This is a genomic window from Pseudomonas sp. RC3H12, from assembly GCF_018596375.1.
Lineage (GTDB): Bacteria > Pseudomonadota > Gammaproteobacteria > Pseudomonadales > Pseudomonadaceae > Aquipseudomonas.
This window is the reverse complement of sequence record NZ_CP075595.1, coordinates 1682080-1705439: the sequence shown is the minus strand read 5'-3', so window position 1 is coordinate 1705439 and position 23360 is coordinate 1682080. Positions and strand designations below refer to the sequence as shown.

Sequence of the window (23360 nt, the reverse complement as noted above, 5' to 3'; positions counted from 1 at the left end):
ACCGATGAACTTTTCGAAATTCTTCATTACCCGGCCGATCTTCGCCGCGGTGCTGTCGCTGGTGCTGCTGATCGCAGGTTCCATCTCGCTGTTCCAGCTGCCGATCAGCGAATACCCCGAAGTGGTACCGCCCACCGTGGTGGTGCGCGCCAACTTCCCCGGCGCCAACCCCAAGGTGATCGGCGAGACCGTCGCCGCGCCGCTTGAGCAAGCCATCACCGGTGTCGAGAACATGCTGTACATGTCCTCGCAATCCACCGCCGACGGCAAGCTGACCCTGACCATCACCTTCGCCCTGGGCACCGACCTGGACAACGCCCAGGTGCAGGTGCAGAACCGCGTCACCCGTACCCAGCCCAAGCTGCCGGAAGAAGTGACCCGTATCGGCATCACCGTCGACAAGGCCTCGCCCGACCTGACCATGGTCGTGCACCTGACCTCGCCGGACAACCGCTATGACATGCTCTACCTGTCCAACTACGCCATCCTCAACATCAAGGATGAGCTGGCGCGCCTGGGCGGCGTGGGCGACGTGCAGCTGTTCGGCATGGGCGACTACTCGCTGCGCGTGTGGCTCGATCCGAACAAGACCGCCTCGCGCAACCTGACCGCCAGCGACGTGGTGGCCGCGATCCGCGAGCAGAACCGCCAGGTCGCCGCCGGCCAGCTCGGCGCCCCGCCCGCCCCCGGTTCGACCAGCTTCCAGCTGTCGATCAACACCCAGGGCCGCCTGGTCAACGAGGAAGAGTTCGAGAACATCATCATCCGTGCCGGTGCCAACGGCGAGATCACCCGCCTGAAGGACATCGCCCGGGTCGAACTCGGCTCCAGCCAGTACGCCCTACGCTCGCTGCTGAACAACCAGCCGGCGGTGGCCATCCCGATCTTCCAGCGTCCGGGCTCCAACGCCATCGAGATCTCCGACGAAGTGCGGGCGAAGATGGCCGAGCTGAAGAAGGACTTCCCCGAAGGCATGGACTACAGCATCGTCTATGACCCGACCGTGTTCGTCCGTGGCTCCATCGAGGCGGTGGTGCACACCCTGTTCGAAGCGCTGGTCCTGGTGGTGCTGGTCGTCATCCTGTTCCTGCAGACCTGGCGCGCCTCGATCATCCCGCTGCTGGCCGTGCCGGTGTCGCTGATCGGTACCTTTGCGGTGATGCACCTGTTCGGCTTCTCGCTCAACGCGCTATCGCTGTTTGGCCTGGTGTTGGCCATCGGTATCGTGGTGGACGACGCCATCGTCGTGGTGGAGAACGTCGAACGCAACATCGGACTGGGCCTGAAACCGCTGGAAGCCACGCAAAAGGCCATGAGCGAAGTGACCGGGCCGATCATCGCCACGGCGCTGGTGCTGTGCGCCGTGTTCGTGCCGGCGGCGTTCATCTCAGGCCTTACCGGGCAGTTCTACAAACAGTTCGCCCTGACCATCGCCATCTCCACCGTGATCTCGGCGTTCAACTCGCTGACCCTGTCGCCGGCCCTGGCCGCCGTGCTGCTCAAGGACCACCACGCGCCCAAGGACCGTTTCTCGCGGTTCCTGGAAAAACTGCTGGGCAGCTGGCTGTTCGCCCCGTTCAACCGCTTCTTCGACCGCGCCAGCCATGGCTATGTCGGTGGCGTGCGCCGGGTCATCCGCTCCAGCGGTATCGCACTGTTCGTGTATGCCGGCCTGATGGGCCTGACCTACCTGGGCTTCTCGTCCACCCCGACCGGCTTCGTGCCGGCCCAGGACAAGCAGTACCTGGTGGCCTTCGCCCAGTTGCCTGACGCCGCCAGCCTCGACCGTACCGAGGCGGTGATCAAGAAGATGAGCGAGATCGCCCTCAAGCAGCCAGGCGTGGCCGACTCGGTGGCCTTCCCGGGCCTGTCGATCAACGGTTTCACCAACAGCCCGAACAGCGGCATCGTGTTCACCCCGCTCAAGCCGTTCGACGAGCGCAAGGACCCGAGCCAGTCGGCGGCAGCCATCGCGGCCGCGCTGAACGCCCAGTTCGCCGATATCCAGGATGCCTACATCGCGATCTTCCCGCCTCCGCCGGTACAAGGCCTGGGCACCATCGGCGGCTTCCGCCTGCAGATCGAGGACCGCGGCAACCTGGGCTATGAAGCGCTGTACAAGGAAACCCAGAACATCATCGCCAAGAGCCACAACGTGCCGGAACTGGCGGGCCTGTTCACCAGCTACCAGGTCAACGTGCCGCAGGTCGATGCCGCCATCGACCGGGAAAAGGCCAAGACCCATGGCGTGGCGATCAACGACATCTTCGACACCCTGCAGGTCTACCTGGGCTCGCTGTACACCAACGACTTCAACCGCTTTGGCCGCACCTATCAGGTCAACGTCCAGGCCGAGCAGCAGTTCCGCCTCGACGCCGAACAGATCGGCCAGCTGAAGGTGCGCAACAACCTGGGCGAGATGATCCCGCTGGCGACCTTCCTCAAGGTCAGCGACACCTCGGGGCCTGACCGCGTGATGCACTACAACGGCTTCATCACCGCCGAAATCAACGGCGCTGCGGCCCCCGGCTACAGCTCCGGCCAGGCCGAGGCTGCGATCGAGAAGCTGCTCAAGGAAGAGCTGCCCAACGGCATGACCTTCGAGTGGACCGACCTGACCTACCAGCAGATCCTCTCGGGCAATACCGCACTGTTCGTGTTCCCGCTGTGCGTGCTGCTGGCGTTCCTGGTGCTGGCCGCCCAGTACGAAAGCTGGAGCCTGCCGCTGGCGGTGATCCTGATCGTGCCGATGACCCTGCTGTCGGCCATCACCGGGGTGATCATCTCCGGTGGCGACAACAACATCTTCACCCAGATCGGCCTGATCGTATTGGTGGGCCTGGCGTGCAAGAACGCGATCCTGATCGTCGAGTTCGCCAAGGATGAACAGGCCAAGGGCCTCGACCCGCTGGCTGCGGTACTGGAAGCCTGCCGTCTGCGTCTGCGTCCGATCCTGATGACCTCGATCGCCTTCATCATGGGTGTGGTGCCGCTGGTGTTCTCCTCCGGCGCCGGTGCCGAGATGCGTCACGCCATGGGTGTGGCGGTGTTCTCGGGGATGATCGGGGTGACCGTGTTCGGCCTGTTCCTGACCCCGGTGTTCTTCTTCCTGATCCGCCGTTTCGTCGAGCGTCGCCAGGCCCGCAAGGCCGAGCACGCCGTGGCCCTGGAGAACCATGCATGAAGTTGCTCAAACCCCTGACCCCGAGCCTGCTGGCACTGGCCCTGGCGGCCTGCGCGGTGGGCCCGGACTACCAGGCCCCGCTGACCGAACCGGCCAAGCTGGACGCCGGCCTTGAAGCCAAAGCCTATGACCGCAGCCGCTTCGAGAGCGTGTGGTGGAAACAGTTCGACGACCCGGTGCTGAACCAGCTGGTGCAGGCATCGCTGGACGGCAACCGTGACCTGCGCGTGGCCTTCGCCCGCCTGAAAGCGGCGCGGTCGATTCGCGAGGACGTGTCCAATGATCAGATCCCCGTGGTCACCAGCCGCGCCAGCAGCGACCTGGGCAAGGGCCAGGTGCCCGGCCAGACCGAGCGCCGGGTCAACAGCGAACGCTATGACCTGGGCCTGGACATGGCCTGGGAGCTTGACCTGTTCGGCCGCATCCAGCGCCAGATCGAGGCCAGCGAAGCCCAGGAAGCGGCGGCCGAGGCCGACCTGCAGCAACTGCAGGTCAGCCTGATCGCCGAGCTGGTCGACGCCTACGGTCAATTGCGCGGCGCGCAACTGCGCGAGCAGATCGCCGTGGCCAACCTGAAGACCCAGCAGCAGTCGCGGGACATCACCGTGACCCTGCGCGACACCGGGGTCGGCAACGAGCTCGACGTGGTGCGCGCCGACGCCCGCCTGGCGGGTGTCGAAGCCACCGTGCCGCAATTGCAGGCCGAACAGGTACGGGCGAAGAACCGCATCGCCACCCTGCTCGGCCAGCGCCCGGACGCGATGGCCGTGGACCTGTCGCCCAAGGCCCTGCCGGCCATCGCCAAGGCCTTGCCGGTGGGCGACCCCGGCGAGCTGCTGCGCCGCCGCCCGGACATTCGCAGCGCCGAGCGCCAGCTGGCTGCGGCCACGGCCAACGTCGGCGTGGCCACCGCCGACCTGTTCCCGCGGGTCAGCTTGAGTGGCTTCCTCGGCTTCACCGCCGCCCGCGGTTCGCAGATCGGCTCCTCGGCGGCCAACGCCTGGGCGCTGGGCCCGAGCATCACCTGGGCGGCGTTCGACCTGGGCAGCGTGCGCGCCCGCCTGCGCGGCGCCAAGGCCGATGCCGAAGGGGCGTTGGCCAACTACGAACAGCAAGTGCTGCTGGCCCTCGAAGAGTCCTCCAACGCCTTCAGCGACTACGGCAAGCGCCAACAGCGCCTGCTGGCGCTGATGCGCCAGAGCGACGCCAGCCGCAAGGCGGCGGACCTGGCCTCGGTGCGCTACCGCGAAGGCACGGTGGATTACCTGGTGCTGCTCGACGCCGAGCGCGAGCGCCTGAGCGCCGAAGACGCCCAGGCCCAGGGCGAGGTCGAGCTGTACAGCGGCATCGTCGCGATCTACAAGGCGCTTGGCGGCGGCTGGCAACCCGATGTGGTGGCCAGCTCGCGCTGACCGCCCCCTGATGTGAAGACTCCTTTGGTTGGTTCCTCCCCCAACCGTTTGCCCCGAAGGCCTTGATCTTCGGGGCTTTTTTATGCGCCGCTGGCGGGGCACGCGCCCTGCGGGACATGCTCTCTGGCCCGGGCAATCGCCGCCTGTATCGCCCCTCGTGCCTGGGGGCTGTTCTTCCAGCAACTGCTGCCCACCAACCCAGCAGCCTCGGTGACGATCTGCAAGGCATCGGCTTCGGCCAGCCGTGCCAACGAGCCATATCCCAGTTGTTCAAGGCGCTGCACCACGGTCGGGCCCACGCCCTTGACCGCCAGCAGCACCGTCCGCTCATCCGCACTGAACGCCATCTTCACCTCCCTGTAACGTCGTGGCTTTGCAAACGCGGCGAATGATGGCATATATCGAAGTCTGCCTGCCCACCTCCACCAGGAGAATCCCCATGCTCGGCGTGACCGACTACGGCGCTTTCGTGATCGCGTTCCTCATCCTCCTGGCGATCCCCGGGCCCGGCAACTTCGCCCTGATCACGGCCACCGGCAAGGGCGGCATCAAGGGCGGGCTGGCCGCCACCTTCGGGGTGATCCTTGGCGACCAGGTGCTGATGTGGCTGGCGGTGGCCGGCGTGGCCACCTTGCTGGCCACCTACCCCACCGCCTTCCACGTGGTGCAGTGGGCCGGCGCCGCCTACCTGGCCTGGCTCGGCCTGCGCATGGTGCTGAGCAAGCCCGGCGGCGCCCCGCGCGAGAGCCGCATGGCCAGCGGCCGCTACCTGCGCCAGACCATGATGATCACCCTGCTCAACCCCAAGGCGATCATGTTCTACATGGCGTTCTTCCCGCTGTTCATCGACCCGGTGCGCCACCAGGGCGTGGTCACCTTCGCCTTCATGGCGCTGACCGTGGCCGGGCTTACCTTGCTCTACGGGCTGATCGCGGTGTTCCTTACCCACCGACTGGCCGAGCGCATGCGCGCCAGCCCGCGCATCGCCAACCTGCTCGAACGGCTGGCCGGCGCCTGCCTGGTCGGCTTCGGCATCAAGTTGGCGGCGATGCGCTGAGGCTCAGGCGTCGCGCAGCAGGTCGTGGGCGTCGAGCAGGCGGAAGGCCACTTGCGGGTTGCGCTCGAGGCCACGGCGAATGGCGGCAGGGATCGACTGGCGGGTCTTGCGGCACAGGCCCGGCTGGGGCTCCAGTTCGATGGCGATGCCGCGCATGGTCCGCACTTCATTGAGCCCAGGGCCGATATGTACACGGATACCCAGCTGCTCGAAGAGGCGCTGTTGCAGGTGGCGCAGGTCGTCCAGGTCCTTGAGGTTCTCCAACCGGGCGAGCAGGCGCTTCTCTTCCTCCCGGGTGAGCAGCAGGACGCGTCGCTCGGGGCCGTCGGCCAGGTGTTCGCGTCCGCAGTCGCAAGCGCCAGGCGGACAGGGATGACGTGTCTGGATGGGCGTACTCATCTCGCAAGCATAGTCATGACGCACCTCGCAGGTAGCCGAGGTAGTCGACACGGCCCGCTGCGCGATAACTCAACCGGATCATCTACCAAGCACCAGACTTCTGGATTGACGAGCGCGCCGATAATCGGCCCGCATCAATAGCATCAGAAAAAGACACGCCGTCGCACTGCCGGCGATATCCATCGACAGCTGCAAGGTCTGAAAGGCTCGCCCCGCCTGGGCCTGGCCAAGCTCCCATTGGCAACTCGCAAGCACATAGACGGTCGCAATCACTGCGGACCAATGCACGATGTAGATAGGGCGTGTCGCTCTGAATACTTTCTAGCGCAGGGCAACGAACCATCCAGCGCGCAGCCACGCTTTGGGCCATGCTTGCCGGGTGGACATTCTCGCGTGGAGCGCCACCAGGAAAATACTCAGCAACACGACACCCAGGCCGCTGAGAAAGTGCTCCACCAGGCTCGCCTCTCCACCGCCTAGCCAGTCAAACAACGTGTTCAATTGCGCAACACTGCGCTGACGGCTGAACAACGCCAAGGCGCAACCTGCAAGGCCGATACTCGCACTGAGTATCAAGGTTTTTATGGGGTAAGCTGCTTTATTCATTCGCCTGTACCGTCAGTGTCAGTGCACTGGGTTGAGCATCGGACAGCCCATAGTGAACCGCTTGAATCGTTTTCACTTTCACATCGGCCTCCGATAGCACCACAGCAAATTCCGGCGTCCAGTCGGGGGACTTTCGGCGGCTCTCGTCGCCACTATCGAAAAGCACATAATTGATCCCTTCCTTATTCTGGACCGATCGAAAGGCAACGCCATCGAATTCCACGCCCTTGTGGTACCTGATGAATTCGGTCAGGGCCTGAGTCATCACATAGTCGGTATCCTGAGCCCGCAATGGCCGCCCAAGCTCTTCATGCAAGAGCCGCAGCATATGACGGTGCCGTGCTCGCTGTTGCTGCCCTCGCTCGAAAAGACTCAAAGCCTCATGATGAAACTCGCCTTCCAATGCAGTGAAATCAAAGATCGTCATATCCCGTGTCGGTGAAAACGTTCCCACTACAACCGTGTCGCCGATGGAGGGTCTAACTTCGGCCACGCAGGTCTCCAGCGTTTGCGAGACATACAACAACGGCATGCCGGCAGCGCTCATGCGGTTGTTCGCCGCAGACAGCTTGGGTGGAGCGCTTAGCTGGGCACCTGGGTTCTCCAGAATCTCTTGCAGCTCTTTCTTAGAGCGGGCAATGCGCGCCCGGAATAGCTCACTGCCTGCCGCTAGTGTCTTTACAACCAAGGGAATTTCAGCGCCCTCATGAGGCTTGGCCCGCAAGGCCTCACATACCAGAGAACCAAAGAAATTCTTCACATCCTGATTGAAGTATCGACGCCCGTGGATGAGCTCATGAGCAAAGCCTTGCCATTCGCTTATAACCTCATCACGCAGAACGGCGAAGGTTCCTGCCGGCGTCTGCCGATAACGCTGGCCGGCCCGATAGAAGCCCTCGGTACTGGCTTCAGGATTGACCAATAAAGTGGCTATCAGCGCATTGGCCTTTTCGCTGCCACAGTCGATCGAGAGACCGACGACCTGGGCCAATTCAAAGCCAACGGCCTCTTCTGCGCTGGGCACGACTTCAAAATACTTTGGCAATTCCCCTTGGATACGATCGGCAATCATCTGGATGTCACGCGCTTTTTCCACTTCACGCTCGCACGCGCAACAGGTCCTGCGTTCACGCAACGTCATGGCCTGGGAGGCAATAATCCAATCGCCCAGGCAATCTCGACAAATCCATGCCTGAACCTTGTCCTCAGCATCAGCAAAAAGATCATTCAGTAGTCTGTAGCTCATACGAATCTCCCCCTGACACCCTTGCTCAACATCTGCCGATTACGCACCCCGGTAGCCTCCTTACCCGGCAGCCAAAAGGCTACGGTCGAACATGAACACCCCAGCCCCTTGCGGCGTATGCCGGTACAGTTGTTGTGGCCGTCCCAGCCTGGGCTGGTTCTTCTCGCCGGTATCCACCACCCAGCCCGCTGCCTTCATCCGCTCCAGGCGCTTGCGCAGCGAGGTGCCGTTGACCGCCTGCCCTAGGCACGCTTGTACCGCGGCCAAGGCATCCAGCACGGTAAAGCGCTCCGGCACCAGGTACAGCGGCAGGTTGCTGTACACGGTCTTGGCCGCCAGCCGTTCGCAAGCGCGCTCGACCAGCAGGCGATGGTCGAACGGCAGTAGCCGCTTGCGCGCCAACACCTCGTCGACGTCGACAAACATCGGTTGCGCGGCGTCGACCTCGCCATCTGGATCGAGCAGCGCCAGGTAGTAGGTGCTCAACGACCACCCTCGTGGATCACGAAAGGCATTGCCTTCGGTGCCGACCTGCTCCAGGTGGCGCGGCACTACCTGGGCCTTCTCCACCAACGCACGTTCCGCGGCGGCGTCCAGACTGTTGTCCGGAGTCCGGCCATTGACGATCACACCCGGCAAGGCCCACTGCCCGGCATGGGGTTCGCGATCACGCAGGTGCAGCAGCACTTGCAGACGCTGGGTTTGCGGCGACAGGCGCAGCGCGACGATATCCACGCTGGCCAAGACTTCAGGGCTACTCACAGGCTCACTCCATTTCTTCCGCCTATATTCCATCAGGGCAACTAAATAGATCAAGCGATAAATTCATCATAAAAGCACCCTTGACAGATTTAATTCACCAGATGGATTATATTGACCATCCAGCCAGGGAGTGACCCCAAATGAAGACCGCCAGTTTCGACGTCGACGCGCAAAACGGCTTCACCAGCAACGCGCCCCAGGAGCTACCGGTCCCCGGTGGCGAGCAGATCGCCCCCGCGCTCAACGCCATGGCCCAACGCGCGTCCCTGCGCCTGGGCAGCAAGGACGCGCACCCGGCCAATGCCGCCTGGGTGGTCGCCGACGCCGGGCAGATGCTGCAACCGCTGCCCCTGGCCAACGCCGACCTGACCTGGGTCAGCCACTGCGTCCCCGGCACGCCCGGCTTCGAACTGCTCCCCGGCCTGCCCGCCCCCATCGACTACGACTACTTCGTCTGGAAAGGCGTCGAACCCGACCTGCACCCCTACGGCGCCTGCTACCACGACCTGGCCGAACGCCGCTCCACCGGTGTCATCGAGTTCCTCAAGGTGCAACAGGTACAGGCGATCATCGTTGGTGGCCTGGCGCTGGACTACTGCGTGCGCACCACCGCCCTGCAACTGCGCCGCGCCGGTTTCGAGGTGTTGTTGTACCTGCCGGCCTGCCGCGCACTGAGCGCCGAGGGCGCGCAGCAGGCGTGCACAGAGATGGCCACCGCCGGCATCCACCTGTGCCCCGATGAACAGGACCTCGACCGCCAACTGGCGCAACTCAAGGAGGATCGCCCATGAGCGACAGCGTTTTCGGCCCACGGATCATCCAGAACCTGCTGGATACCGACTTCTACAAGATCACCATGATGCAGGCGGTGCTGCACAACTACCCCAACGCCGAGGTGGAATGGGAATTCCGCTGCCGCAACAACGAAGACCTGGCGCCCTACCTGGCCGAGATCCGCTACCAGATCGAACAACTGACCGATGTCTCGGTAACCCACGACCAGCTGGCCTACCTTGAGAAGATCCCGTTCATCAAGGCGGATTTCATCCGTTTTCTCAGCCTGTTCCGCTTCAACCTGCGCTACGTGCAGGTAGGCCTGGACGCTACCGGACAGCTGGCGATCCACGTGCGCGGCCCGTGGCTGCACGTGATCCTGTTCGAGATCCCGCTGCTGGCGATCATCAGCGAGGTGCGCAACCGCTACCGCTATCGCGAGGTAGTGATCGAGCAGGTCGGCGAGCGTCTGTACCAGAAGCTCGACTGGCTCAGGGCCGAGGCCAGCGACGACGAGCTTGCCGGCCTGCAACTGGCCGACTTCGGCACCCGCCGGCGCTTCTCGTACCGGGTACAGGAAGAGGTGGTGCACATCCTCAAGCGCGACTTCCCGGGCAAGTTCGTCGGCACCAGCAACGTGCACCTGGCCCGCGAGTACCAGGTCAAGCCGATCGGCACCATGGCCCACGAGTGGTTCATGGCCCACCAGCAGCTCGGTCCACGGCTGCTCGACAGCCAGGCCGCCGCACTGGAGTGCTGGGTGCGTGAGTATCGTGGTCAGTTGGGCATCGCCCTGACAGACTGCATCGGCATGGATGCCTTCATGCGCGACTTCGACCTGTATTTCACCAAGCTGTTCGACGGCCTGCGCCACGACTCGGGCGAGCCGCTGGCCTGGGCCGAGAAAGCCATCGCGCACTACCAGCGGCTGGGCATCGACCCCAGGAGCAAGACCCTGATCTTCTCCGATGGCCTGGACTTCCAGAAGATGCTCGAGCTGTACCGTGCGCTTAATGGCCGTATCCAGGTCAGCTTTGGCATCGGCACCAACCTCACCTGCGACATTCCCGGTGTCACGCCGATGAACATCGTGATCAAGATGACCGCGTGTAATGGCGCGCCGGTGGCAAAGATCTCCGACAGCCCAGGCAAGACCCAGTGCCGGGACGAGAACTTCGTGGCGTACCTGCGGCATGTGTTCAAGGTCGATTGACCGCGAAGCCGGCCTGCCCCTTGCGGACAAGCACGCCGCTCAGCCAGCTGATCCAGGAGCCCTGGCGCGCTTGCCACGCGCCAGGCCCGCGTCAATCGTTACCACTGGCCACTTGCGAGGCAGCCAACGATTTCCCAACCGCTGTATTCCCACCAGGAATAGCGCTCATCGGCGCAGTTTCTGGCAAGGCTTGCCACCTGGATGCTCTTGGCTGGTTGAGCGCTAGCGAAGGGCGTCCCAAGCGAGGAGGTTCCCTGGTTGACGGTTTGCGGCGCAGCGATGGAGGCCGGGTGCACGGAAGCGTTCGCGACAGTGATGCCGAAGGTGAGCGCTACGGATACGGCCAGGGCAGTCATTGGCTTTTTCATGTTGGAAATCCTTTCAGTGATCTGACAGGCGCACAGGCATTGGCCCGACCTGCCAACATCGTGACAGGCCAGGCTATCGGCAAACCTATCACCGCCGGGCCAACGGCACAGTCGCTCAACTGTGCTATTGACAGAACGCTGTGCAAAGCGCGCATTCGTGGCGCCTCTGGCCACCAAGGTTTTTCACCCTCCCCCTCGTTGCCACGCACATTTGCTTGTATGGTGTTGTCCAAGAAGGATGTTTTACCCGCACAGGAAAGACCAGATGCCCCAACGCAATGTCATCAACGCCTCCGTCAGCCCCAAGGGCAGCCTGGAGACGCTGTCGCAACGTGAAGTCCAGCAACTGAGCGAAGTCGGTACCGGCAGCCTCTATACCCTGTTCCGCCAGTGCGCCCTGGCCATCCTCAATACCGGCGCCCATGTCGACAATGCCAAGACCATCCTCGAGGCCTACAAGGACTTCGAGGTGCGTATCCACCAGCAGGACCGCGGCGTGCGCCTGGAGCTGCTCAACGCCCCGGCCGACGCCTTCGTCGATGGCGAGATGATCGCCAGTACCCGCGAGATGCTGTTCAGCGCCCTGCGCGACATCGTCTACACCGAGAGCGAACTGGCCAGCCAGCGCATCGACCTGGAAAGCTCGCAAGGCATCACCGACTACGTTTTCCACCTGCTGCGCAACGCCCGCACCCTGCGCCCCGGTGTCGAGCCGAAGATGGTGGTGTGCTGGGGCGGCCACTCGATCAGCACCGAGGAATACCAGTACACCAAGAAGGTCGGCCACGAGCTGGGCCTGCGCAAGCTGGATGTCTGCACCGGCTGCGGTCCGGGCGTGATGAAAGGGCCGATGAAGGGCGCCACCATCGCCCATGCCAAGCAGCGCATGCACGGCAGCCGCTACCTGGGCCTGACCGAGCCGGGCATCATCGCCGCCGAGGCGCCCAACCCGATCGTCAACGAGCTGGTGATCCTGCCGGACATCGAGAAGCGTCTTGAAGCCTTCGTGCGTGTCGGCCACGGCATCATCATCTTCCCCGGCGGCGCCGGTACCGCCGAGGAGTTCCTCTACCTGCTCGGCATCCTCATGCACCCGGACAACCAGGGCCTGCCGTTCCCGGTGGTGCTCACCGGGCCGCGCAGCGCCGAGCCGTTCCTGCTGCAGTTGCATGCCTTCGTCGGCGCCACCCTCGGCGAGGCGGCGCAGCGCCACTACCAGATCATCATCGACGATCCGGCCGAGGTGGCGCGGCAGATGGTCGAAGGCCTCAAGGCAGTCAAGCAGTTCCGCCGCGAGCGCAACGACGCCTTCCACTTCAACTGGCTGCTGAAGATCGACGAAGGCTTCCAGCGCCCGTTCGACCCGACCCACGAGAACATGGCCAACCTGGCCCTGCGCCGCGACCTGCCGCCACACGAGCTGGCGGCCAACCTGCGCCGGGCGTTCTCGGGCGTCGTTGCCGGCAACGTCAAGGACAAGGGCATCCGCCTGATCGAGGAGCACGGGCCTTACCAGATCCGCGGCGATGCGGCGATCCTCGACCCGCTCGGGCGCCTGCTGCAGGCGTTCGTCGACCAGCACCGCATGAAGTTGCCCGGTGGGGCTGCGTATGTGCCGTGCTATGAAGTAGTGGCCTGAAGGCACTGGGGCCGCTTTGCGGCCCTTTCGCCGGCGAACTGGCGCCCACAGCAGCCAATAACTCCTGATTTTTCGCAATATTTTGCAGATATTTCCTGCGCCAGGTGGTGAACCTGCCCACAAAAAAACGGTCTTTCGCTGACGGTCAATCCACCCGACCGGATCGCCGGCCCAGTCATCGGGCCTTCATTCGTCCTGTTTCAGCGAAGACCAGCATGCCAGACATCCAGCCCGCTTCCCCTGCCCTCACCGCCCTGCGCGGTGGCCTGATCGCCGCCCTGATCGCCCTCGCCGCCCCGGCCCACGCCGAAGAACCGGCCACTGATGCGCGTTGGGTCAGTGACAGCCTGAACACTTACGTACGCAGCGGCCCTACCGATGGCCATCGCATCGTCGGCACGCTCAGGTCCGGGCAGAAGGTCACCCTGGTCACCAGCCAGGGCAACTACAGCCAGGTACGCGGGCAAAGCGGCGACCTGGTGTGGATCCTCACCAGTGACCTGCAGGCGGTGCCCGGCCAGAGCGAGCGCCTGCCGCAGCTCGACGCCCAGGTGGCCGAATTGTCCGGCCAGCTCAAGACCATCGACGACAGCTGGAAGAACCGCGTGCAGGGCATGCAGGAGACCCTCGACTCGCGCAAGGCGCTGATCGACGAGCTGGAAACCCGCAACAAGGCACTCAACGAGCAGCTCGAGCAGAGCCAGTCGAGCCTGCGCGATACCCAGGCGCGCCTGGGGGACGAGAACAAGCAGGTGATGATGCGCTACATGGTGTATGGCGGCAGCATCGCCGGCGCCGGGCTGCTGGCGGGGCTGATCCTGCCGGCGCTGACCCGCGGGCGCAAACGCAACGATCGCTGGTTCTGACCAGCATGGCCGCTACATTTTCAATAAAATGCTGAAACTGTTCCCGTGATTGCGATGTTTTTGCGATAAATCTTGCAGGCTAAGGTTGCCCTACCTACCACTCAGGGACCCTGATGCCATGAAAGCCATCGTTTTCACCCAACACGGCCTGCCGCTTACCGACCCGGCCTCGCTCTATGACAGCGACCTGCCCGCGCCTGTCCCCGGCCCACGCGATTTGCTGGTGGAAGTCCGCGCCATCGCGGTCAACCCGGTCGATACCAAGGTCCGCGCCGGCAGCGGCAGCACCAGCCAACCCAAGGTGCTGGGCTGGGATGCGGTCGGTGTGGTGCGCGCCATCGGTGAACAGGTGACCCTGTTCCAGCCCGGCGACGAGGTTTTCTATGCCGGTGCCATCGACCGTCCCGGCAGCTACAGCGAACTGCATCTAGTCGATGAGCGCATCGTCGGCCACAAGCCGCGCAGCCTGGACAATGCCAGCGCCGCCGCCCTGCCGCTGACCTCGATCACCGCCTGGGAGCTGCTGTTCGACCGCCTGGGCGTGCGCGAAGGCGGCGGCGAAGGGCAAAGCCTGCTGATCGTCGGCGCCGGCGGTGGCGTGGGCTCGATCCTCACCCAGCTGGCGCGCCAGCTCACCAACCTCACCGTGATCGGCACCGCCTCGCGCCCTGAAACCCAGGCCTGGGTACGCCAACTCGGCGCCCACCAGGTGATCGATCACAACCAGCCGCTGGCACCCCAGCTGGAGGCCGTGGGTATAGGCCAGGTGGACCTGGTGATCAGCCTGACCCACACCGACCGCCACTTCGCCCAGTTGGTCGAGGTGCTGCGCCCACAAGGCCGCCTGGCACTGATCGACGACCCGGCCAGCCTCGACGTGGTGCCGCTCAAGCGCAAGTCGCTGTCGTTGCACTGGGAGCTGATGTTCACCCGTTCGCTGTACCAGACCACCGACATGATCAAGCAGCACGCACTGCTGGAGCGAATCGCCGGGCTGGTCGATGAAGGCGTGATCAAGACCACGCTGGGCGAGCATTTCGGCGCGATCAACGCGGCCAACCTGCGCCGCGCCCACGAGTTGATCGAAAGCGGGAAGGCAAAGGGCAAGGTTGTACTGGAAGGTTTCTAGTCCGACAGGGGCCCTGTAGGCGCGATGACGTACCTGCAGGCGCCTTGCTAGGCTCTGTATAAAAAGCCTTGATACTCGGTGATGCTGCGTTGAAAACAGCCTCGAAATGCTCATTTACAACCCGTAAAGTCGGGCGCGACTCCGACCGTTCCTCGGCTGTTTTCGCCTTGCCTGACCTTCGTCTCAAGACTTTTCATACAGACCCTAGCCAAGCTCGGCAAACTTCTCCCCCAGGTAGCTGCGCAACCGCTGGATCGCCGGCGACACCGCCTGGCGGTGCACGCACACCAGTTGCAGCGGCGCCGCCTGGCAGCATTCTGGTGGGAACAGCTCCACGAGCCGCCCGGCCCGCACGTCGGCCAGCACATCCAACCGCGACTTGTAGACGATCCCCAGCCCCGCCACCGCCCAACGGCGGACGACATCGGCGTCGTCACTGGTGCGATCGCCCGAAACACTCACCGTCCTGACCCCGTCCGGCAGGTGGAAGCCCCAGCGTTCGTGGGTCTGCTCGCCCATCACATAGCGCAGGCAGTTGTGCCCGACCAGTTCCTCCGGCGTGCGCGGCGCGCCATGGCGGGCGATGTAGGCCGGCGCGGCGCACAGCGTGCGGCGGTTGTCCGCGGCCAGGGGCAGCGCCACCAGGCCCGAATCGGCCAACTGGCCATAGCGGATACTGGCATCCAGGCGATCCCCCACCATGTCCGCCACCTGGTCGCTCAGACGCAGTTGCAGGCTGATGCCCGGGTGCTGCAACTGGAACTCGTCGAGCCAGGGCAGCAGCACATTGCGCCCCAGGTCCGAGGGCATGGACAGGCGCAACATCCCGCCGATCTCCTCACGCCCCTGCTCCAGGGCCATTTCGCCCTCCACCAGTGCCTCGAGCACCTGGCGCGCATGGGGCAGGTAGCGTTGGCCTTCATCCGATAGGCGCAGGCGCCGGGTCGAACGCACCAGCAGGCGGAACCCCAGGCTGCGTTCCAGGCGCTGCACGGCGCCGCTGGCCAGGGCCGGCGAGATGTCCAGCTGGCGCGCCGCCGCGGAGAAACTGCCGGTTGCCACGGTACTGACGAACACCTGCAGGTCGTCCATGCGCACGAGTTTCTTCATGCCGGCACCTCGCTGTCCAGGCGCCGCGCATCGCGGCGCACGGCCTGCGGCGGGATGCCGAAGCCGCGCAGGAACGCCTCGCGCAGATGCCGACGATCGCGAAAACCGGTCTCGCGAGCTACCACATCAAGGCTGTGGCGGCTCTGTTCGATCAGCAGCCGCGCCGCCTCCAGGCGCAGGCGCTCGATGGCCTTGGCCGGCGATTCACCGGTCTCGGCGCTGAACACGCGACTGAACTGACGCGGGCTCAGGTGCGCCACCTCGGCCAGCGTCTCGACGGTCAGGGGCTGCCCCAGGTGCCCGCGCACATGCTCCAGCGCCGCTTGGATACGGTCCGAGCGTGGCGCCATGGCCAACAGCTGTGAATGTTGCGATTGCCCGCCCGAACGGCGCTGGTGCATCACCAGGCGATGAGCCACGCCCCGGGCGATCTCGGCGCCCAGGTCCTGCTCGACCATGCCCAGGGCCATGTCGATGCAGGCGGTCATGCCGGCCGAGGTCCACAGGTTGCCATCGGCGATGAAGATGCGGTCTTCCTCCAGCTGGATGCGCGGGAACATCTCGCGGAACTCACGGGCAAAGGCCCAGTGGGTGGTGGCACGGCGCCCGTCGAGCAGGCCGGCCTGCGCCAGTATGAAAGCCCCGGTGCAGATACCTGCCGTTCGCCGGGCCTGGCCGCCGAGGCGCCGCACCAGCGCAACCGACTCGGGTGCAGGCGGTAAGTCGACCGGCGACAAGGTGCCCGCCACCAGCCAGGTATCGGCATGGCTCGGCGACCCTACCGCCTGGGTGTCGAGCACCAGGCCCAGCGACGAACGCAGCGGGCCGCCAGCGACACTGTAGTTGCCCAAGGCGTAGACCGGCCGCCCGGCCAGCAGGTTGGCGAACTCGAACACCGACTGCGAGGCCAGCGCCATCACCTGGAACCCTTCGCACAACAGATAACCGACCCGATGCATGGGTATACTCCGGAGCATGTCTCGAATACGTACTATATGCGTCATTTGCGCCAACGGCAAAGCCTAGCATCATGGCCTCACCCCAACCCACGGAGTCACAACCATGAACTTGAAAGGCACCGCACTCATCACTGGCGCATCCACCGGCATCGGTGCTGTGTACGCCGGACAGCTGGCCCGCCGTGGCCACGACCTGATCCTGGTGGCGCGCAACCGCGAACGCCTCAACGCGCAGGCTGAGCGCCTCACCACCCTGACCGGCCGCAGCGTCGAGGTATTGCCGGCAGACCTGGCCGATGCCCAGGACCTGGCACGCATCGAGGCGCGCCTGCGCGAGGACGCCAGCATCGACCTGCTGGTCAACAATGCCGGGGTCGGCACCCACACCCCACTGCTGGACAGCGACGTGGAGCAGATGAGCCGGATGATTGCCCTCAACGTCACCGCCCTCACCCGCCTGACCTACGCGGCGGTACCCGGTTTCGTCGGCCGCGGGCGCGGCGCGGTGATCAACATCTCGTCGGTGGTGAGCCTGGCGCCCGAACTGCTCAACGGCGTATACGGCGCGAGCAAGGCCTATGTCACCGCCTTCAGCCAGTCGTTGCACAAGGAGCTGGCCGGCAGCGGCGTGCAGGTCCAGGCCGTGCTGCCCGGCGCCACCGCCACGGACTTCTGGGCCATCGGCGGGCTGCCGGTGGAAAACCTCGACCCGGCTATCGTGATGACGGCGCAGGACCTGGTCGAGGCGGCGTTGCAGGACTTCGATGCGCAGCGGTTGATCTCGATCCCGTCACTGCATGAGTTCGAGCGCTACGAAGCCTTTGAAGGTGCCCGCCTGGGCCTGGCCGGGCAGTTGTCAAACCAGCGTCTGGCGCATCGTTACGGCCTGTAGACACAACGGCTCGGGCGGCCATTCATCGGGTAGGGTCTACGCTGAAGGGTTCATGACAACGAGACCCTGCCCATGCATCTGCGACTTTGCACTCTGGCCCTCGCCCTCACCTGCGCTACCGCCCAGGCCGCCGAGCCCACGCCCCAGGAGCTGTACAGCCAGGCCCAGGCCGAACAGCCCCATTACCTGGAAACCCTCAAGTCCCTGGTTTCGGTGGACACCGGCACCGGTACCGAGGCGGGCCTGAAACAGGTCGGCGCCGAGCTGGTGAAACGCCTTGAGGCCCTGGGCGCCAAGGTCACCACCCAGCCGGCCACGCCGTCGGTGGGCGACAACATCGTCGGCACATTCAAGGGCACCGGCGACAAGGACTTCCTGCTGATGGTCCACTACGACACGGTGTTCGGCCCCGGTACCGTGGCCAAGCGCCCGTTCCGTATCGAAGGCGAACGCGCCTATGGCCCTGGCGTGGCCGATGCCAAGGGCGGCGTGGCGATGATCCTGCATGCGCTGAAGCTGCTGCAGGACCAGCAGTACAAGGGCTATCGCACCCTCACCGTGCTGTTCAACCCGGACGAGGAAATGGGCTCGGCAGGCTCCAGGCAGCTAATCGCCGAGCTGGCGCGCCAGCACGACTTCGTCTTTTCCTACGAGCCACCGGACAAGGACGCGGTGACCGTCGCCACCAACGGCATCAACCGCCTGAAACTCACGGTGAACGGCCGTGCCTCCCACGCCGGCTCCGCGCCCGAGGCCGGGCGCAACGCGCTGATCGAGCTGGCGCACCAGTTGCTGCAATTGAATGCCCTCGGCGACAAGGACAAGGGCACCACCGTCAACTGGACCCTGGCCAAGGCCGGAGAGAAGGCCAACATCATCCCTGCCCAGGCCAGCGCCGAGGCCGACATGCGTTATTCCGACCTGAGCGAGACCGAGCGGGTGCAGGAGGATGCCCTGCGGATCATCAAGAAGCAGTTGGTCGCCGATACCCAGGTCGAGCTGGTCATGGAGAAAGGCCGGCCGCCGCTGGCGAAAAACGACGCCTCCACGCAGCTTGCACAAACTGCGCGGCAGCTTTACAGCAAGATCGACCGGCAACTGCAGCCCATCGCCATGCGCTTTGGTACCGACGCCGGCTACGCCTACGTGCCCGACAGCGACAAGCCGGCCGTGCTGGAAACCCTGGGGGTGGTCGGCGCCGGCCTGCATGGCGACGAGGAGTACATGGAGATCGCCAGCGTGGCGCCGCGCCTGTACCTGACGGTGGCAATGATCAGGCAACTGGCGCAATAGGCCGCTGCGCAGGAGCGCCCATGAACATCCTCTACGACGAACGTGTCGACGGCCCGTTGCCCAGCGTGGACAAGCCGGCTCTGCTGGCCGCCCTGCGCGAGGCCCTGCCCGACCTGGACATCCTGCACCGCAGCGAAGACCTCAAGCCCTATGAGTGCGACGGCCTCTCGGCCTACCGCACGCTGCCCCTGCTGGTGGCACTGCCCGAGCGTCTGGAACAGGTGCAGGCGCTACTGCGGCTCTGCCACCAGCGCGGCGTGCCGGTGGTCGCGCGCGGTGCCGGCACCGGTCTGTCGGGCGGCGCGTTGCCGCTGAGCCAGGGCATCCTGCTGGTGATGGCACGGTTCAACCGCATCCTCGAAGTCAACCCGCAGGGCCGCTTCGCCAGGGTCCAGCCCGGCGTGCGCAACCTGGCGATTTCCCAGGCGGCGGCACCCTACGGCTTGTACTACGCACCGGATCCCTCCTCGCAGATCGCCTGCTCGATCGGCGGCAATGTCGCCGAGAACGCCGGCGGCGTGCACTGCCTGAAGTACGGTCTGACCGTGCACAACCTGCTCAAGGTGGACATTCTCACCGTCGAGGGCGAGTGCCTGACCCTCGGCAGCGACGCCCTGGACAGCCCTGGCTTCGACCTGCTGGCGCTGTTCACCGGCTCCGAGGGTATGCTCGGCATCGTCACCGAGGTCACCGTCAAGCTGCTGCCCAGGCCACAGGTAGCGCGGGTGCTGCTGGCCAGCTTCGCCAGCATCGAGGACGCCGGGCGCGCGGTGGCCGATATCATCGCCGCCGGGATCATCCCGGCAGGCCTTGAGATGATGGACAACCTGGCGATCCGCGCCGCCGAGGCCTTCATCCACGCCGGCTACCCGGTGGACGCGGCGGCGATCCTGCTGTGCGAACTGGACGGGGTCGAGGCCGATGTGCACGACGACTGCGCCCGCGTCGATGCCGTGCTATGCCAGGCCGGTGCCCGCGAGGTGCGCCTGGCCTGCGACGAAGCCGAGCGCGTGCGTTTCTGGGCCGGGCGCAAGAACGCCTTCCCGGCGGTGGGGCGCATTTCGCCGGACTACTACTGCATGGACGGCACCATCCCGCGGCGCGAGCTGCCGCAGGTGCTCGCTGGCATCAGCCAACTGTCCGAGACATACGGCCTGCGGGTCGCCAACGTGTTCCATGCCGGCGACGGTAACATGCACCCGCTGATCCTGTTCGACGCCAACCTGCCCGGCGAGCTGGAACGCGCCGAAGCCCTCGGTGGCCGGATCCTCGAGCTGTGCGTGGCGGTGGGCGGCAGCATCACCGGCGAGCACGGCGTGGGCCGGGAGAAGATCAACCAGATGTGCGCCCAGTTCAACAGCGACGAGATCACCCTGTTCCACGCGGTCAAGGCCGCCTTCGACCCACGGGGCCTGCTCAACCCGGGCAAGAACATCCCCACCCTGCAGCGCTGCGCCGAGTTCGGCGCGCTGCATGTGCACCATGGGCAGTTGCCCTTCCCCGACCTGGAGCGCTTCTGATGACCACGGATCTCAGCCAGCAGTTGCTGGAGCAGGTCAGCCAGGCGTTGCGCCAGGGCACCGCGCTGCGCATCCAGGGCGGCAACAGCAAGGCCATGCTTGGCCGCCCGGTGACCGGCGAGCTGGTCGATACCCGTGGGCACAGCGGTATCGTCAGCTATGACCCTACCGAACTGGTGCTCACTGCCCGCGCCGGCACGCCGCTGCGGGAGATCGAGGCGACGCTGGGCGAGGCCGGGCAGATGCTGCCTTGCGAGCCGCCGCACCTGGGGCCCGAGGCGACGCTGGGCGGCATGGTCGCCGCCGGGCTTTCGGGGCCGCGCCGGCCCTGGGCAGGCGCGGTGCGCGACTATGTACTTGGCACCCGGCTGATCACCGGCCACGGCAAGCACCTGCGCTTTGGCGGCGAGGTGATGAAGAATGTCGCCGGCTACGACGTATCGCGGCTGATGGCGGGCAGCTTCGGTTGCCTGGGGCTGCTTACCGAGGTTTCGTTGAAGGTGCTGCCCAGGCCGCGCCAATGCCTGGGCCTGCGCCTGGAAATGGATGCCCGCCAGGCGCTGGCCAGGTTGGCCGAATGGGGCCAGCAGCCATTGCCGGTCAGCGCCGCCAGCCACGACGGCGAGGCGCTGCACCTGCGCCTGGAGGGCGGCGAAGGCTCGGTGCGCTCGGCACGCGAGCGCCTGGGCGGCGAGGTACTCGACCCGCAGTACTGGGGCGACCTGCGCGAGCAACGCCTGGCGTTCTTCACCGCGCCGGCCACGTTGTGGCGGCTGTCCCTGCCCATCACCTGCGGCGTGCTAGATCTGCCCGGGCAGCAGCTGATCGACTGGGGCGGCGCCCAGCGCTGGCTCAAGTCCGAGGCGCCGGCGGCCACCCTGCGCGCCCTGGTGGCCGAAGCCGGCGGCCATGCCACCGCCTACGCGCCCGGCGACGACAGCAGCGCGCCACTGGACCCGATGACGCTGCGCTACCACCAGGCGCTGAAGCGCCAACTCGACCCCCAGGGCATCTTCAACCCTGGCCGCCTGTATGCACACTTGTGAGGCCGCGGCATGCAAACCCGACTGAGTGACTCCGCCCGCCACCTGGCCCGCGCCGACGAGGCCGAGCGCATCCTGCGGTCTTGCGTGCACTGCGGCTTCTGCACCGCCACCTGCCCCACCTACCAGTTGCTCGGCGACGAGCTGGACGGCCCACGTGGGCGCATCTACCTGATCAAGCAGGTACTCGAAGGCGAACCGGTCAGCGCCAGCACCCAGACGCATCTGGACCGTTGCCTGAGCTGTCGCAATTGCGAGACGAGCTGCCCGTCAGGGGTGCAGTACCACAACCTGCTGGATATCGGCCGTGCGGTGGTCGACCGTCAGGTGCCGCGACCACTGGGCCAGCGCCTGCTGCGCGGCGGCTTGCGTGCGGTAGTGCCGCGGCCGGCGCTGTTCAAGGCCTTGCTCCACACCGGCCTAGCCCTGCGCCCCCTGCTCCCTGCCAACCTCAAGGCCAAGCTGCCGCCACGGATCGCCGCCGCCGGCCAGCGCCCGCCAACGGGTCACGCCCGCCGCGTATTGCTGCTTGAGGGTTGCGTGCAGCAAGCGCTCTCACCCAATACCAACGCTGCCACCGCACGCCTGCTCGACCGCCTCGGTATCAGTGTCGAACCGATAGCCGAGGCCGCTTGCTGCGGGGCCGTGGACTATCACCTGGATGCCCAGGCACGCGGCCTGGAGCGTGCCCGACGCAACATCGACGCCTGGTGGCCGGCCATCGAGGCCGGCGCCGAGGCCATCGTGCAGACCGCCAGCGGCTGCGGCGCATTCGTGCGCGACTATGGTCACTTGCTCGAAGGCGACCCACGCTATGCCGACAAGGCCGCCAAGGTCAGCGCGCTGTCCCGTGACCTGGTGCAGGTGCTGCAGGCCGAGCCACTGGAGCAACTGGGGGTGTGCGCCGAGCAACGCCTGGCCTTTCACTGCCCGTGTACCTTGCAGCACGCGCTCAAGCTCGGCGGCGCGGTGGAAAGCCTGCTGACGCGCCTGGGCTTTCACCTCACCCCGGTGCCCGATGGCCACCTGTGCTGCGGCTCGGCCGGCACCTATTCATTGACCCAGCCGACGCTGGCGCGGCAATTGCGCGATGATCGCCTGCATGCCCTGGAGAGCGGCAGCCCACAGGTCATTGCCACTGCCAACATCGGTTGCCAGGTGCACCTTGGAAGCGCTGGGCGAACACCGGTGCGGCACTGGGTCGAGATCGTCGAGGCGGCGCTCGATCCCAAGCCTTCTGACTGGGCATGAACGGACTCGGCAACAGGCGCTGGAGCTGACGCGGATCAAGGCGATGTTCAACCTCCTGCCTATATTTTCGGAACCCTCCTACCAAAAGCAAGGACGCTTCTTGATTGTTGCCACACCCTTGGCAAAACATCATCCGACCTGGAGACGTTACGGTCGCCCCGACGCGGCCAACCCCATCCAGACGAGGCCATGCCATGCCCACACACGACCGCCCCACCCGCGAACTGCGCCATACCCTGCGCCAGTTGCTGGCCCATGAAGTCAGCAACCCCGACGACAACCCGAACCTGTCGGGCGTGCGCTTCTTCTGCGCCACCGACGAGCACACCCGCCAACTGATCGAGCGCGTCGAGCTGCTCGCCAGCGAGGCCTTTTTCGACGCCAAGGGCCGCGCCATCCCCGCCCGCATGCGCGAGGCCACGGTGGATGGCGTATGCATCAGGCAGAAACGCAAGGCCTGCGACGACGAAACGGTGATCCGCATCGCGCTGCCCGCAAAAGGCTACATCACCATCAGTACCGCCCGACTTTGATCGCCTGTATGCGCCTCATCGCTGGCAAGCCAGCTCCCACAAGGAAGGCACCGGGCTCGAGGTCGGCGCGGTCGGTGTGGGAGCCGGCTTGCCGGCGATGGGCC

Annotated in this window: 22 protein-coding genes; 14 read left to right on the top strand and 8 right to left on the bottom strand. The window is 65.4% G+C overall.

Annotation, left to right across the window (positions count from 1 at the left end; translation table 11 throughout):
- Positions 1-4: 4 nt before the first annotated feature.
- Positions 5-3184 carry an efflux RND transporter permease subunit gene (locus KHO27_RS07830; protein ID WP_110699477.1) on the top strand — a complete coding sequence of 1060 codons (3180 nt, stop codon included), beginning with the start codon at positions 5-7 and terminating at the stop codon, positions 3182-3184.
- Complete coding sequence (locus KHO27_RS07825) at positions 3181-4596, top strand: efflux transporter outer membrane subunit (protein ID WP_094011162.1); 1416 nt, start codon at positions 3181-3183, stop codon at positions 4594-4596. The genes KHO27_RS07830 and KHO27_RS07825 overlap by 4 nt, the downstream gene beginning before the upstream one ends.
- A gap of 80 nt (positions 4597-4676) precedes the next feature.
- Here KHO27_RS07825 and KHO27_RS07820 read toward each other — a convergent pair whose 3' ends face one another.
- Positions 4677-4943 carry a helix-hairpin-helix domain-containing protein gene (locus tag KHO27_RS07820; protein ID WP_214501561.1) on the bottom strand — a complete coding sequence of 89 codons (267 nt, stop codon included), beginning with the start codon at positions 4941-4943 and terminating at the stop codon, positions 4677-4679.
- A 92-nt stretch (positions 4944-5035) separates the two neighbouring features.
- Between KHO27_RS07820 and KHO27_RS07815 the strand changes: the two genes are divergently transcribed.
- On the top strand, positions 5036-5653 hold the full coding sequence (locus KHO27_RS07815; RefSeq protein WP_038705946.1) for a LysE family transporter: 618 nt from the start codon (positions 5036-5038) through the stop codon (positions 5651-5653).
- A 3-nt stretch (positions 5654-5656) separates the two neighbouring features.
- Here KHO27_RS07815 and KHO27_RS07810 read toward each other — a convergent pair whose 3' ends face one another.
- The 4 genes from KHO27_RS07810 to KHO27_RS07795 form a co-directional block, all read right to left on the bottom strand.
- On the bottom strand, positions 5657-6052 hold the full coding sequence (locus KHO27_RS07810) for a hypothetical protein (RefSeq protein ID WP_110699481.1): 396 nt from the start codon (positions 6050-6052) through the stop codon (positions 5657-5659).
- Positions 6053-6373: 321 nt separating this feature from the next.
- Entirely contained in the window at positions 6374-6658 is a 285-nt protein-coding gene (locus KHO27_RS07805) for a hypothetical protein (RefSeq protein WP_214501560.1), read from the bottom strand.
- Positions 6651-7904, bottom strand: a complete 1254-nt coding sequence (locus KHO27_RS07800) for an RES family NAD+ phosphorylase (protein ID WP_214501559.1) — start codon at positions 7902-7904, stop codon at positions 6651-6653. Before KHO27_RS07800 ends, KHO27_RS07805 begins: the two co-directional genes overlap by 8 nt.
- Before the next feature lie 60 nt (positions 7905-7964).
- Entirely contained in the window at positions 7965-8666 is a 702-nt protein-coding gene (locus KHO27_RS07795) for an NUDIX hydrolase (RefSeq protein ID WP_214501558.1), read from the bottom strand.
- A gap of 140 nt (positions 8667-8806) precedes the next feature.
- Here KHO27_RS07795 and KHO27_RS07790 point away from each other — a divergent pair, with 140 nt between their 5' ends.
- Positions 8807-9457 carry a nicotinamidase gene (locus KHO27_RS07790; protein ID WP_110699487.1) on the top strand — a complete coding sequence of 217 codons (651 nt, stop codon included), beginning with the start codon at positions 8807-8809 and terminating at the stop codon, positions 9455-9457.
- The gene (pncB, locus tag KHO27_RS07785) at positions 9454-10653 is read left to right on the top strand and encodes a nicotinate phosphoribosyltransferase (protein ID WP_110699488.1); all 1200 of its coding nucleotides are present in this window, start codon (positions 9454-9456) and stop codon (positions 10651-10653) included. Before KHO27_RS07790 ends, pncB begins: the two co-directional genes overlap by 4 nt.
- A gap of 98 nt (positions 10654-10751) precedes the next feature.
- On the opposite strand, the gene KHO27_RS07780 is transcribed toward pncB, so the two are convergent.
- Positions 10752-11021 carry a hypothetical protein gene (locus KHO27_RS07780; RefSeq protein WP_110699489.1) on the bottom strand — a complete coding sequence of 90 codons (270 nt, stop codon included), beginning with the start codon at positions 11019-11021 and terminating at the stop codon, positions 10752-10754.
- Positions 11022-11286: 265 nt separating this feature from the next.
- On the opposite strand from KHO27_RS07780, the gene ppnN reads away from it, so the two are divergent.
- From ppnN to KHO27_RS07765, 3 genes are all read left to right on the top strand, one after another.
- On the top strand, positions 11287-12660 hold the full coding sequence (ppnN, locus tag KHO27_RS07775) for a nucleotide 5'-monophosphate nucleosidase PpnN (protein ID WP_046855903.1): 1374 nt from the start codon (positions 11287-11289) through the stop codon (positions 12658-12660).
- 215 nt (positions 12661-12875) lie between these two features.
- A complete protein-coding gene (locus tag KHO27_RS07770) occupies positions 12876-13526 on the top strand; it encodes a TIGR04211 family SH3 domain-containing protein (RefSeq protein ID WP_111532409.1) in 651 nt (216 codons plus the stop codon).
- Positions 13527-13644: 118 nt separating this feature from the next.
- The gene (locus KHO27_RS07765) at positions 13645-14655 is read left to right on the top strand and encodes a zinc-binding alcohol dehydrogenase family protein (RefSeq protein ID WP_102690666.1); all 1011 of its coding nucleotides are present in this window, start codon (positions 13645-13647) and stop codon (positions 14653-14655) included.
- 204 nt (positions 14656-14859) lie between these two features.
- Here the strand turns inward: KHO27_RS07765 and KHO27_RS07760 are convergent, their stop codons facing one another.
- Together KHO27_RS07760 and KHO27_RS07755 are read right to left on the bottom strand one after the other, a co-directional pair.
- Entirely contained in the window at positions 14860-15765 is a 906-nt protein-coding gene (locus KHO27_RS07760; protein WP_198754498.1) for a LysR family transcriptional regulator, read from the bottom strand.
- A complete protein-coding gene (locus tag KHO27_RS07755) occupies positions 15762-16724 on the bottom strand; it encodes a GlxA family transcriptional regulator (protein ID WP_214501557.1) in 963 nt (320 codons plus the stop codon). Before KHO27_RS07755 ends, KHO27_RS07760 begins: the two co-directional genes overlap by 4 nt.
- 103 nt (positions 16725-16827) lie before the next feature.
- Between KHO27_RS07755 and KHO27_RS07750 the strand changes: the two genes are divergently transcribed.
- From KHO27_RS07750 to KHO27_RS07725, 6 genes are all read left to right on the top strand, one after another.
- A complete protein-coding gene (locus KHO27_RS07750; RefSeq protein WP_214501556.1) occupies positions 16828-17616 on the top strand; it encodes an SDR family NAD(P)-dependent oxidoreductase in 789 nt (262 codons plus the stop codon).
- 72 nt (positions 17617-17688) lie between these two features.
- Positions 17689-18909, top strand: coding sequence for a M20/M25/M40 family metallo-hydrolase (locus KHO27_RS07745; RefSeq protein ID WP_214501555.1), 1221 nt, complete (start codon positions 17689-17691; stop codon positions 18907-18909).
- A gap of 20 nt (positions 18910-18929) precedes the next feature.
- Positions 18930-20429 carry a glycolate oxidase subunit GlcD gene (gene glcD / locus KHO27_RS07740; protein ID WP_214501554.1) on the top strand — a complete coding sequence of 500 codons (1500 nt, stop codon included), beginning with the start codon at positions 18930-18932 and terminating at the stop codon, positions 20427-20429.
- A complete protein-coding gene (glcE, locus tag KHO27_RS07735) occupies positions 20429-21475 on the top strand; it encodes a glycolate oxidase subunit GlcE (protein WP_214501553.1) in 1047 nt (348 codons plus the stop codon). Before glcD ends, glcE begins: the two co-directional genes overlap by 1 nt.
- A gap of 9 nt (positions 21476-21484) precedes the next feature.
- Complete coding sequence (gene glcF / locus KHO27_RS07730) at positions 21485-22723, top strand: glycolate oxidase subunit GlcF (RefSeq protein ID WP_214501552.1); 1239 nt, start codon at positions 21485-21487, stop codon at positions 22721-22723.
- A gap of 194 nt (positions 22724-22917) precedes the next feature.
- Entirely contained in the window at positions 22918-23256 is a 339-nt protein-coding gene (locus tag KHO27_RS07725; RefSeq protein ID WP_110699501.1) for a hypothetical protein, read from the top strand.
- The last annotated feature ends 104 nt before the right edge of the window (positions 23257-23360 follow it).